Here is a 13396-nt window from a genome sequence, read left to right as displayed (position 1 = left end):
GGAGCCGACCGGCGGTGGCGCGTCATCGTCAAAGGCGGCGAAGCGCGATACACAGAGCGTGACGAAGCAAAGGCGATAAGTCGAGCAAAGCGGCCGCTTGGTTTGCAGCCGATCGAAGCAACCGCAGAAGTCATTGACACAGAACGTGAGACGCTCCGCGGAACGATCTACCGGTGCGTCGAGCAGGCGAACCAGATCGTCTCTGCCGCTATCGCTACTTGTGTTGAAACAGTCGGCTCTGCGAAACGGCGTGAACCAGCGACCGGATGCCGTACTGCTGCGCCTTGGTCTCCGACAGGATCCGATCGACCTCACGGCGGTCGGCATACCCGGGTTCCGCACCGGTCGCGTACGTGATCATCTGAGCCGCAAAGGCCCGTGCGACCGTCTCGGGCTTGGCGACGGTAAGCCGCTGAAAGTCGGCGAAGTTCTGGAAGGGCTCCGCCTGCGCAGTTTCGCCGCTGGCATCGACGGGTGGGCCAGCTTTGTATCGCACGCCTTGGCCGTCGGGGAACTTGAAACCGCCGGACGTTCCTTTGTCGAGGGAGCGATACCGGTCGCGATATCCGCCGATGACGTCGTAACTCTCGAGGGCCAGACCGGGCGGGTCCATTTTCAAATGGCAAGCTGCACAACTGGCGTCAGTGCGATGCTTGGCAAGCTGCTCGCGGATGGTGGTGGCGCCGCGCGTGTCGGGGTCGATCGCTGCGACGCCTGGCGGAACGGGCGGAATAGGACGGCCGAGGAGGCGCTCGGTGACGAAGACCCCGCGCACGACGGGCGACGATACCGTGCCGTTGGCGGTCACCTTCAGAACGGAGGCCTGGGTGAGAAAGCCCCCGCGGTGGCTGTCGGGCGGCAACGGCACTCGACGGATCGCGTTACCGACAACGTCTTTGATGCCGTAATGCCCGGCGAGCCGCTGATTGAGCATCGCAAAGTCGCTCGCGACGATGTTTACGGCTGGCAAATCCTTTGCGATGAGTTCGCGAAAGAAGGCCCGCGATTCGGCGAGCATCGATTCCTTCAGATACAGATGGTATTCCGGATAGAGAGCCTGGTCGGGATCGGTCGCATCGATGTCCCGGAGTTTGAGCCATTGATCGAGGAACTCCGTGATGAAGCGATCGCTGCGCGGGTCTGAGAGCAATCGCTCGACCTGGGCGTGAAGCGTCTCAGGCTCGTGCAGCTGGTTCTGCTTCGCGAGGCTGAGCAGCTGGGCATCGGGCGTGGAATTCCACAGCCAGAAAGACAACCGAGTGGCCAGGGCAAGATCGTCTAGCGTGCCGGGGGCTTCCTTGCGGAACAGGAATTGAGTGGACGTCAGAGCAGCCTTGTAGGCGTGACGCATCGCAAGTTCGAAGCAGTCCTTCTTCTCCAGGCGCTGCTGGACGAGACCCACATACCTCATGATCTCGGCGTCGCTCACATCACGACGGAACGCGCGCGGGAGGAAGTTTGCCAGCAGCCGCTTCGCGTCCTCCAGCGGTGCGGGACTGGCCACGGTGACGAGCGGTTGTGGCTTGGAGTCGCCGGGCGGAATCTCCCAGGGCTTGGGCCAACCATAGCCCAGCTTCTGAACGGGTGCCGCGTGAGTGGGCGGTTTGAGACCGGTCGCGGCGTCGAACGGCTTCAGCGGCAGGTCACCAAACAGACGGCGATGACTTTCCGGAGGCCATTGCTCGTACAGCGGTCCCTCGACCTCCATCCAGTCCACGACCACCGCCGGCCCGACGTGCAAGCCGCCGCCACCCTTGCGCTGGTGAATCTGCAGGCCCGTCCAGAAGAACGACGCCGGGTCAAAGATGACCTCGTCCCCCATCTCCAGCCACGGGGTGATCTCGTGGACCGTCGGGGCGAGTGACGGGGCATCGAAGTAGCCGAGCGTCCGAGGATGCACATACAGCCGAACCGCCTGCGGCGCGGGCAGCGGTTCGATCTTCCCGGCGTTCCAGTGGAAGCTCCATGTCGAGAGCCGAAGTCGGTACTTGCCCGCAAACATCGGGGCGAAGGTCATGCTCTTGAGCCAGCCTTCAAGATTGGGCGTCAGCAGCGCAACGGATTGCTTGAGCTTGAAGAAGTCCGGCGACTTGATCGTCGCCATGTCCGGCGCATCGTGCTTTTCCTTCGCCACGGGCCAGATCGGATCGGGCTGCCCGTCTTTCAGAAGGATGGCGCTGCCGAGCTTGAGATTCATGTGAAACTTGAACGATTCCGTCGGGTAAATCCTTCGTTTCACGACCGGCGGCGGTGTGACACGCGTGGCGATCGCTGCATCCAATGCGCGGTCGGCGGCCTCCAGGTACCTGGCCAGTTGCACGTGCGACAGGTCCAGCGCCTCGCCGACCTTATCGAAGCCGTGCCGGGAGCCATCGGCGGGCAGGATTTCTTTGATCTCGAGATGCGGCAAGTCGAGCAGGTCTCGTACCGCATTCTCATACTCCACTCGTGTCAGCCGACGAAAGGTCGCGCGGCCTTGGCGCGCGATGCGCGATTCGTCCGCGGCAACGAGTGCTTTGTCGAGATCGGCCAGAAATCTACTGGAATCGGCTTCAGATGGACGCGGCTTCTTTTTCGGCGGCATATCGCCGTTCGCGACGGCGTCGTGAACCTTGACCCAGGTTTGGAACGCGTCACGGTCATCCAGTTGCAACTTCAACGCCGTGAGGTCGATCCCCCCTTTCTTCGCGTCGCCGTCATGGCAGCTATAGCAGTGCTGTTCCAGAAAGGCGGCCGGAGGTGGCGCAGCCGTGGCGCTTGGCGTCAAGCGCGCCGCCAGCAACAGCGCCAAGATTGGTGACAGATATCGCATGTTTACTTGCCGCCGAATGCCTTCTCGATCAACGGCTTGAGTCTGCTCGCGAGAATCTCATAGCCAGCCTCGTTGGGGTGGAGGTGTTTGTCGGCATATAGCTCAGACTTCAGAGTCCCATCCAGGCGGATGAAGTCGCCGGCGAAATCGGCAATGTCGGGCGAAGCGGCGGCGGCGGCCTTCTTCGTGGGAATCACCACGTCGCCACCGAGCCCCTTGCCGCCGATGAACTTGTCGAGCAACGGCTTCAATCGCTCGGCAAAGACGGCGTAGCCTTCCAGTGAGAGGTGGATGTTGTCGGGCGTGAAGAGGGCCTTCTTGATGGTGCCATCGGCATTGGTGAAATCGCCCCACAGGTCAATCACGTGCACCTTTGGATCGCTGTCGAGCTTCAGCGCGGTGATCGCGGTGTTGGTCTTCTTGATGTCCTCATAAAAGGCGACGCCCGGCGCATGGCACGGCAGAATCTGTGCCGCGATCACCTCGGCATTGGGAAACTTCTCGCGGACATTCGCCACGCACATCTGCACGCCCTTGGCGGCAGCCTCCACGCCGGTTTCCGGTGTAAAGAACATGTTGTTGTTGCCGATCATCAAGATGATGACTTTCGGCTCCAGCCCTTCCACACCGCCGTGATCCAGCCGCCAGAGGACGTTCTGTGACTTGTCGCCTCCAATGCCGATGTTGATGGTTTTGTAGTTCGCGAAGTGCTTCTTCCAGGCATCGTTGAGCACCCCCTTATCCAGCGGGCTGCCCCACTGCTGGGTGATGCTATCGCCGACCAGCAGGACGTCGATCGGCCCCTTGTTCGCCTGCACGTAGTCCACAAGCTTCGCGTGCGTATCCAGCCAACTCGTCCCGCCCCAGAACCCTGCGCTTGGAACAACCGGCCAGAGCGCCGGAAGATGCTTGTTTGATTCGCGCCCTGGCCGGCGGTCATACTCCGGCTTGTTTACGACGTAGGCGCGCTCCTCCGCGGTCAGCGGCCAGCCGGTCTTCTGGGGCTCGGCGGTATGATAAGGATATTCGATCGCAACGACTGCCGGAGTCGCCAGGGCAACTGACATCAACAGCGCGCAGACAGGTAGCATTCTCATTGCAGGTTGCCTTTCATTCATCGATCGGAGGAAACGAGGATGTCCGTGATAACGCGCCCGTGAACGTCGGTCAGACGGCGCTCGATTCCGTTGTTGTAGAAGCTGAGTCGCTCGTGGTTTAGGCCGAGCAGGTGGAGCATGGTGGCGTGCAGGTCGTAGATTGACGTCACATTCTCCACCGCCTGGTAGCCAAATTCATCCGTCGCACCGTAGCTGAATGCGGGTTTCACCCCGGCGCCGGCGAGCCAGACACTGAAGCCCTTCGGGTTGTGATCGCGGCCGTTCGCGCCTTTCTGAAATGTGGGCATGCGACCAAACTCGGTGACGAAAGCGATGAGTGTGTCGGAAAGCAGACCCCGCGCCTTGAGATCCTTGATCAGTGCGGCACACGGCTGGTCGAGAATGGGCGCGTGGACTGCATACTGCTCGTGAATCTTCCTGTGCCCGTCCCAGTTGCCCACGCCCTCGCCCATCGCGTAAGAGCCGTTGAAGAGCTGCACGAATCGTACGCCGCTTTCGATCAGCCGCCTCGCCATGATGCAGTTGCGAGCAAATCCCGCCTTGTTCACGTTCGGGTCGTTCACGCCGTACAACGCCTGCATGGCTTTGGACTCGGTGCTCAGGTCGCTGACCTGGGCGGCGGCAAGCTGCATCCGCGCGGCGAGTTCGTAAGCGGAAATGCGCGCGGCGAGATCGCTGTCGCCGGGATTCTGCTTGAGGTGCTGATCATTCAGCCGGCGTAGGAAATCTCGCGTTTCGCGATCAGCGTTTTCGCTGATCGAAGCGGGTCGCGCGAGATTGGGGATCGACTTTTGTGCATTGAAGGCCGTGCCCTGAAACGCCGCTGGTAGAAACGCGCTGCCCCAATGTCGTGGCCCGATTTGCGGCACGCCGCGCGGATCAGGAATCGCGACATATGCGGGTAGGTTCTGATTCTCGGTGCCAAGCGCGTAAGTCACCCACGCGCCGCAGCTCGGGAAGCCGTCAAGGATGTAGCCCGTGCCCATCTGGTTCTCGGCGGGGCCGTGAGTATTGGACTTGGCCGTCATCGAGTGGATGAAGCACATGTCGTCGGCGAGTTCTGCGAGATTGGGTAGAAGATCGGAGAGCATCTTCCCCGACTGCCCGCGCGGTCGGAAATCGCGGATCGGCTTGATGAGATTGCCATTCTCGCCCTGGAAGGTGATGAGTCCTGACGCACCCGGCATGGGAGTGTCGTGTCGCTTGAAGAGTTCCGGCTTGTAATCCCATGTATCCACATGGCTGAGCGCGCCGGAGCAAAAGATCATGAGCACCCGATTCGCCCTGGGCGTAAAATGCGGAACCCGCGGTGCGTAAGGTCGGGCGGGATCGATCGTAGGACGAACCGGCGGCTCGCTCGCGAGCAGCCCGTCGTCTTTCAACAACGACGCCAGCGCAATGCTGCTGAGCCCGGTGAGGCTGCGCTGGAGGAAGGCGCGGCGGTGGAGAAGGTGATTCATGGCGTCAGTTCAGGCGGATGAATTCGTTCGTGTTGTAGAGTGCACGACACAGCGCCGGCAGGCCGTGTTGCTTCACCAGCGCGAGCGCGCCGCGCAATTCTTCGGCTGTCGGTTTGCGCTGAAACATTAGCGCAAACGCGCGCTCGATCTGCCGCGTCACATCGCCGCCGGCTTCCTGCTTTAGCCGTTCTGCCAGGAACGTCGACTGCTGCAGCGAGAAATTGCTGTTGAGCAGATTGAGTGCTTGCAGCGGCGTGGTGGAAGACGTGCGCTTCGGTTGCGGTTGACCAGCGTCCGGGCAGTCGAAAGCGCCGAGGAAATCGTCGAGCATTGTGCGCGGCTTGCTCTGGTAAACCATGCGACGGAACTCAGCCGGGCCACACTCGGCCTTCGTCACATACACCTTCACGTAGTTGTCATTCCTCTCGAAGAGGTCGAAGCCCGGTCCGCCCATAGTCAGGTCGAGTTTTCCACTCACCGCGAGCATCGCATCGCGCACCGCCTCGGCGTCGAGCCGGCGCGGCGGGAAACGCCACAGCAGCCGCGTATTCGAGTCCACCCGTGCCGCCACTTCATTGAATGCACTGCTTTGCTGATAGGTTTTCGAGTTCAGGATCAGCCTGTGGACGTGCTTCAGACTCCAGCCGTGCGTGATCAGTTCGCTGGCAAGGAAGTCGAGCAGTTCCGGGTGTGTCGGGCGGCTGCCGTTGATACCGTAGTCGCTCGGGGTATCCACGAGCCCCGTGCCAAAGTGATAGTGCCAAAGCCGATTCACGATCACTCTCGCGGTGAGTGGATTGTCGGCGCTTGCGATCCAGTTCGCCAGCGCGAGCCGGCGCTTCTGCTCTGGCTCATTGCCGGGCAAGGCCATCGGCTTCCCGATCATGCTTAGCACCGCGGGCGTGACCTCCTCGCGCGGCTGCATCGGATCGCCGCGGTGATTGCGCCGCGTCGGTCCGGGCATCTGGAAAGTGCCGGCGTATACCTGCGGCCCTTTCGGAGCCGAGTTCGCGCGGCGTTTATCCGACGACACTGTGCGCCACGATTTTCCGTCGTCGGAGACATCAATGTGATAGCCGGTCGCGAGCCGGTCCTTGTATTTCGGCCCGCCTTCGCTGCGGTCGCGACTCCAGCTCACGTGATCGATCTGCTCAGTGTTCGCGAATTCCAACTGCGCCGTGCCGCCACCCTTCCTCTCGCTGATCCAGCTTCGAGCGTTGCCGTATTGGCCGTCGTTCAGGAACTTTGCCTGGTGGTTCGCATTCGTGCCATTCGCGAAGGTGCCGGACACCGTGACCTTCGCACCGCGCGCCACGTTCTCGCCGTCGGTATTGAACACTTCGAGTTCATCGATGCACGGCTCGCCCGAGCTGCATGCGGTGATCGTGAATCGCACGAAGCGCGCGTTCGTCGGCGGAAAATTGTCGTCGTTCCGCCCCGCTACGACGGCCGGCCACGATTGCTTCTCCTCCACCTTCTCCGGCGCCTCTACGCTCATTCGCCACAGCCGTTCCCCGTGCTGCACGCCCTGCAGCATCCCGACAAAGCCGTAGTAATCCTTCGTCGGAATCGGATCGAATTTGTGATCGTGGCAGCGGGCGCAGTTCAGCGTAATGCCGAGGAACGTCGCCGCCGTGGTACTCACCATGTCGTGCAGTTCGTCCGCGCGTTGGTTTGTCGTTAGCACGGGATCATTCGAGCCAACGCGATCCTTGCCACCGCCGACGAGGAAACCGGTCGCCGCATCCGCATTGAACGCATCGCCCGCGAGCTGCTCGCGGATGAATTGATCGTAGGGCTTGTCGTCGTTGAAGGCCGCGATCACGTAGTCGCGATAAGGCCACGCGTTCGCGCGAGCGCGGTTCATCTCAAAGCCATCACTCTCCGCGAAACGCACCACATCGAGCCAGTGCCGTGCCCACTTTTCGCCGAAGCGCCGCGACGCGAGCAGCTTCTCGATCTCGGATTGCGGATCGTGGATTGCGGATTCGAGTTGCTCAGGAGTCGGCGGCAGACCAGTGACATCGAAATACATCCGACGCACCAGCGTGCGTGCATCTGCCGGCGCGCTGAGCGTCAGATGTGTCTCCGCGAGCTTTGCGGTGATAAAGTCGTCGACGCACCTGCCGTTCGCGGGTCGCCGGATGGGCTGCCAGGCCCAGTGCTGGAGCCGCTTGTCCACGCTCGCCGCCTGGTCCGCCGCGCTCTCCGGCCACACCGCGCCGGAGTCGATCCATCGCTTGATCAGGACAATCTGCGCCGCGCTGAGCGGCTCGCCGTTGGGCGGCATCACCTCGTCCTTGTTGGCGCTTGCGACGCGCTTGAAGAGCGCGCTCTCTACGCTCTTTCCCGCGACGATCACGGCCCCGTTCTCGCCGCCTTTAGAGGCGTGAGACTTGGTATCGAGACGCAGATCACCCTTCTGCTTCTTCTCGCCGTGACACTCGACGCAGCGGTTCTCGAGGATCGGTCGAATCTCTCGGTCGAAATCCACCTGGGCGGCAGCGGATGAAGCAAACATGCCCACGATGCAAGCCATGCACGCGATGCGGGAGATGGTGAATAGATCGTGCTTCATGTGCAAACTATCCTCCTGCTTCAGCCGTGGCGAACGCGTCCGTCTAAACATGTGGGACCATATAACCTTCGGTCGACTCCTTACGCATCCAACCCTGCCATCGTCCCCGTGCTGCTGGCAAACTTGTCGGTCTCAATTCCCATGCGCTGTAGCATTGTGACAAACAGGTTTGCCAGCGGCTTGTTGTTTCGCTTGTCGAAGGCCAGGTGCTGGCCGTGCCTGAACCCACCGCCGGCGAACAGGATTGGCAGATTCGTCGTGTCGTGCGCGTTGGCGTTGCTCAGGTTGGAGCCGTAAAGCAACATGGTTTGGTCGAGCAGCGTACCGTCGCCCTCCTTCACGCCGATCAGACCGTCGAGCAGGTGGGCGAGACTTCGGAACTGAGCTTCCTCGATTTTCTTCAACTCGGCGATCTTCGCCTCGTCATTGCCATGGTGCGTGAGTGCGTGGGTCTGATTTTTGACGCCGGCAATCTTGGGGGTAATGAGCAGCGGGCCAAGGTTCACCGTGACGATTCGGGTGCTGTCGGTCTCCAGCGCCAAGCGCATCGTATCGAACATGAGATTGGTCTGGGCCTCCACCTCGGCATCGTCCGGAATGTCTTTCGGCATTGGTGCCTGGACGACGGGCTTAGCCCTGCGCTCCCACGCTTCGGCATGCTGCAGCCGCTGCTCCAGCTCCCGCACCGACGTAAAATACTGGTCCAGCCGTTCCTTGTCCGGCGACGAAAGGCCTCTCTCCATGCTACGCGCTTCTTCACGGACAAAATCGAGGATGCTGTGGCCCTTTCGCAGGTCGTCAATACTCCGTTCGACTTCCCGAGGCGTGCCTTGGACGAACAATCGGCGATACAGGCCGGACGGACTGCGCTCGGCCGGCAGCGGCACGCCGTCGCGCGTTGTCGATGGCGTTCCCATGTGGTCTCTTCCGACGGTCAGGACCAGAGAGCCGAAACGGGTTTGCGGGCCGATCTGCTCGGCGGCAAACTGATCGACCGAAATGCTGTTCTTGAAGTTGCTCGAGCCGGGATGCGGAGCGCAACTCAAAAAGCTGCGCTCCGAGGAGTGGTTTCCATCCACGCCGGGATGCGAAACGCCACTGAAAACGGTGAGACGATCGCTGTGGCGTTTGAGCAGATCGAGATAGGGTGTGCTGTCGAAGTTTCGTCCCGCTTTTTGTGGAAAGAAGTAGCGCGGGATCACCCCCATGTTCGTCATGACGAACACCATCCGTCGCGGAGCCGGCGCCGCTCCCCATGCCAGCGACTCCAGAAACGGCAACGCCAGGACCGCGCCGGCGGCGCGGAGAAAGTGACGGCGAGTTACGGGTGCGTGAATCATGATGCTGAGAGATGGAGTACCCGAATAAAGCGCACTCTCCGGGCTATTTCGTTCGGAACTCCCTGCTGCTGACGATCGCGTGTATCAGCTCGCGCATGGCGAAGTTCTTCTTTCTCGCCCCGTCAACGACACTCGCGGCGAGTTCCTCATCCGTGAACGCAAACGGCCGACCCAGCGCGTAGGAAATCAGGTTCTCGGTCAGTCCGCGGGCAAACGGTTCGGGCCTGGACGCGATGATGTCACGAAGCTCGAAGAAGTCTCGGAATGCCGGGCCTTTGTGGAAAGCGGCGGAAGGATCGATGGTCCAGGTCTTGAGGCCGTTCCGGGCCGGTCGGCCATTGGCATCTAGGGCCTGGAAGCTGTCTTCGGTGCGCCACTTGCCTGCGGCGTTGAAGTTTTCCAGTCCGAAGCCAATGGGGTCGATGGCGCGGTGGCAGCTTGCGCATTGCGGTTCCGCTTGATGAGCGAGCAGGCGTTCCCGGGTAGTAAGGGGTTGGCCGTTGAGTCGGGTGATCTGCGGGACGTTTGGTGGCGCGGGTGGCGGCGGATCGTGCAAGAGTTTACGCAGGACCCACGCGCCGCGTTCGACTGGGCTCGATCGCTCCCCGTTGCTGCCCATCGCGAGCACTGCGGCCATCCCGAGCAGACCGCCGCGCGGTGAGCCCTCTGGCAGCGGCACCTGGCGAAACTCATCGCCGCTCACGCCGTCAATGCCGTAGTAGGTTGCGAGCAGGCCGTTGACGATGACATAGTCACACTTGAGCAAATCGCTCGCGCTGCCGTTCGTGCGCAACACATGCGCGAAGGTCTCATATACTTCACGCCGAGCGGCGGCCTTGGCGCTTTCGTCAAAATCGCGGAACTGCCGGGTGTCAAACTGGAAGAAGTCCAGCCGCTCCATCCCGAGCCACTGATGCACGAAGCCGCTGACAAACTCATTGGCCTTCGGGCTGGCGATCATGCGATTGACTTCGCGCACGAGCACGTCGGGATTCATTAAATCGCTACTGCGTGCCAACGCGAGGAGCGCTTCATCCGGCGGCGCGCTCCAGAGGAAGTACGAGAGGCGCGTCGCGAACTCCAACGAAGTGAGGGTGCGCGGCTTCTTCTCTTCCCCGAGCTCGCTAAGATAAAGGAACCGCGGCGACGCGAGCACGACACTGAGCGGCGTTCTTACGGCCACATCGAATGCATCGCCGGCCTTGCGACGCGTGTCGTAGAGCGCGGTGAGCTTGTTGAGGTACTCATCGGTTGGGGGGTTGTCGCGGAAGGCGCGCTTCGCGAAGGTCGCTATGACCGAATGCGCTTGATCGTGCTCGCTCGCAGTTGTCGTGTTGGCGAAAAGCACCGGCTCGACCCCACCCATGGTGTCACTCTTGTTCAGCGGCCCTTCGTATTCAATCCAGTCAATCCACAGGGCAGGTTCGCGTTCCTTCGGATCCTTCATCGCGCGCGTGCGGCCCGGCAGGCTGATGCCTTCCTTTTTCAGCGGGCGTTTCTCGAAGAGGACAAACTTCCTCGGACCGCCGGGGCGCACTTTGAAGGGCAGTTCAACAACTTGCGGCTTGTCGAGTGTCGCGGTGACCTGCTTGTTGGCGAGGAAGGTGCGGTCGTCTTTATCGACCGGACTGGCCTCGACAAATGTGAGGAACGCCCGCTCCGCCGGCATGTCCGGTACCCGACCGATGCGCACGCGCATGACGTACTCGCCGGTCGCAGTATCGGGCGGCAAGTCGGTGACCAGTTCGCTGGTTTCATTGATTGTGTTGTCGAGAAACATGCCCGACTTCGCCTCGGGCCGGTCCACATATTTCTGAAACCATTCGTGATTGCCTTCCCACACTAAATTGCGGAAGTCCGCGTGATAGCGCGTGGGGAAACCAAACTTCGGCAAATCCGCCTCGACGGCTCCCGCAGCCTGCCACTTCTCAAAGTTCTTGTGCTGCGTGGCCATGTAAATGATCTGCCGCGTCAGCTCGTCGGTCTTTTTCTCAACCTCGATGCGCTCGGTCTTTGCCACGGGCGCCTGCTTCAGGAGCGGCCCTTCCCATTCCACCCAGTCGATCCAAAGTGCGGGGACCGGTCCGACGCCGGTGGCTGTCTGCGCGGCGATAAAGAGTTCGTGATCGAGCTTCACGTCGCGCTTCTCGCGCAGCACAAACGTGCGCGGGCTGTCGGCGCTGATGCCCACCGGCACTTCTATGATCTGCGGCGCTTCGGTCGTGCCGCTCACTTGAAATGTCTGCATCAAGCCGAAGTCGTCCTTGTCCTTCCGGGCGCCGAGTTCGACGAAGTGGCGCTCCTTCGGCGTGTTCTTCACCGCGCCGATGCGGAAACGCAGCATGTAGTTGCCGGGCTCGACGTTCTCCACCGCGTGCTTCGTCTTGAGCCAGCCGGAAGGCTGGTCCGGCGGGAGCGTGATGACTTCCTCCTTGTGGACGTTGTAGATCGTCAAATATGCGCCGGTCTTGGCCAGCGGATCATCCAGGTAACGCTCAAACGTCGGCCCCTGCTGCTCAAAGGCCCGGATGCGAAACTTCGCCTCTTGTTCATCCGGGATGCCTTTCTGCGGCATGCCGGTTTGGAGGAATTTCGTCGCCGCCTCGTAGCCGCCTTTGAAGTAGCCGTTGTAAGTGCCGCCGACCATTGCGTTCGCGTGTAGCTCGACCTCGCGCCGCTCCTTGATCGTTCTTGTCATTGTCGGTGTTGCCGGCACCGCGGCGGCCGAAGCGGCGCTCTCCACCTCGATCCAGTCGATCCACAAGGCAAACTCGGGTCCGATGCCATTGCGCTTCTTCGCTTCGTTGAAGAGGTCACGTGCCGCGTCCTCGGACTGATACGTGCCCTTCTCCTGGAAGAAAAAGCCGCGCCCTTTGGCGGGCGAGAACTCCACCGGAATTTCCAGCACCTGCGGCTGGTCCATCGTGCCGGCGACCTGATGGCTGCTCATCACCGCGCGCACCCCGCTGTCGTGCTGCGAGCCAAACTCCACGAAATGTCGCGACGAGGGAGTGTCTTTTGTTGCCGCGATGCGCACTCGCACGACGTAGCGGCCCGCCGGCCAGTCGCCGGGAATGCGAAAGGCCTGATACGGATTTACCTCCACATCCTCGACCGTCAGGAGCGCGCCCGTCTTTGTCGCGGCATGATCCACGTATGCCTTGTGATGCGGCACATAGTGCTCCCAATCGCTGAGACCCTGATGCCGCGCCGCGACGACATCCACAAAACCCAGCTCGGTCGGCGGTGGCGCGTCCTTCAGCCGTTGCCATTGCGAGTAAAAGTGCGCGTCATCGCCCTTCTTCTCCCCGCGAATCTTCTTCACGGCTTCCGCGTTCTCGGGCTTTTGCGCCGCGGCATCCACCGCCGACGTCCACTTCACATAGCGGGCATGCGCGTCCGTGCGCCGCGCGAGCGACTGCGCGATCTTCGCATTCTTCTCCTCCGCCTCGATGTGCAACCGTCGCGACACCGCACCGGCCGGCGACACGAACCGCGCAAAGTGCTCGTCCAGTGCCTGCCGCCCCAGGGCGAGGTATTGCTCGAACTGATCTGACGACATGAACAATGACGAGCCCACCGTGTCGAATGTTCCCGCGCCGCCATCCGCTGGCAGTTCCCGCACATTGATATCGACGCCGAGCAAATCACGGATCGTGTTCTTGTATTCGCGCCGGTTCAGCCGCCGCATCGTGATCTTCCCGCTGGAATCGCCGATCGAGCGCCGCGCCGTCATCAGCGCGTGTGAAAGCGAATCGAGAAACTCGGTCTTGGCCAGGCGGTCGGGCTGCTTTGCATCCTCCGGCGGCATCTCTCCCGAATTGATCTGATTGAGAATCTTCTGCCACAGGTCCGCTCGCTCCACGGTGTCAAGGATGAACGGCACATCGTCGAGGCGAACGTTGCCTTTCTGCTTGTCAGCGTTGTGGCATTGCACGCAATAGTTCTGGAAAAAGGCTCGGTTCTTTTCGTCCAGCCGCGCGTGCGGCGTCTCGGCCGCCGTTGCCGCGGACGCCAGGCAAAGGACGCCGGTGAGAAGGCTTGTGATCAGATGTGAATGTCGCATGGGGAATACGGCTGATCGCGTT

Annotated in this window: 6 protein-coding genes; all 6 read right to left on the bottom strand. The window is 61.5% G+C overall.

Annotation, left to right across the window (positions count from 1 at the left end; all coding sequences use genetic code 11):
- Positions 1-214: 214 nt before the first annotated feature.
- Positions 215-2767, bottom strand: coding sequence for a DUF1592 domain-containing protein (locus tag IPV69_RS25840; protein WP_206292618.1), 2553 nt, complete (start codon positions 2765-2767; stop codon positions 215-217).
- A 47-nt stretch (positions 2768-2814) separates the two neighbouring features.
- The gene (locus tag IPV69_RS25835; RefSeq protein WP_206292617.1) at positions 2815-3909 is read right to left on the bottom strand and encodes a GDSL-type esterase/lipase family protein; all 1095 of its coding nucleotides are present in this window, start codon (positions 3907-3909) and stop codon (positions 2815-2817) included.
- Positions 3910-3926: 17 nt separating this feature from the next.
- The gene (locus IPV69_RS25830; protein WP_206292616.1) at positions 3927-5390 is read right to left on the bottom strand and encodes a DUF1501 domain-containing protein; all 1464 of its coding nucleotides are present in this window, start codon (positions 5388-5390) and stop codon (positions 3927-3929) included.
- 4 nt (positions 5391-5394) lie between these two features.
- The gene (locus IPV69_RS25825) at positions 5395-7968 is read right to left on the bottom strand and encodes a DUF1553 domain-containing protein (protein ID WP_206292615.1); all 2574 of its coding nucleotides are present in this window, start codon (positions 7966-7968) and stop codon (positions 5395-5397) included.
- An 80-nt stretch (positions 7969-8048) separates the two neighbouring features.
- Complete coding sequence (locus IPV69_RS25820) at positions 8049-9308, bottom strand: DUF1552 domain-containing protein (RefSeq protein ID WP_206292614.1); 1260 nt, start codon at positions 9306-9308, stop codon at positions 8049-8051.
- A gap of 43 nt (positions 9309-9351) precedes the next feature.
- On the bottom strand, positions 9352-13374 hold the full coding sequence (locus tag IPV69_RS25815; RefSeq protein WP_206292613.1) for a DUF1592 domain-containing protein: 4023 nt from the start codon (positions 13372-13374) through the stop codon (positions 9352-9354).
- Positions 13375-13396: the final 22 nt, after the last annotated feature.

This window comes from Humisphaera borealis (genome assembly GCF_015169395.1).
GTDB lineage: Bacteria > Planctomycetota > Phycisphaerae > Tepidisphaerales > Tepidisphaeraceae > Humisphaera > Humisphaera borealis.
Note: the sequence above shows the minus strand (reverse complement) of the source record. Positions and strands in the feature narration are given on the sequence as shown.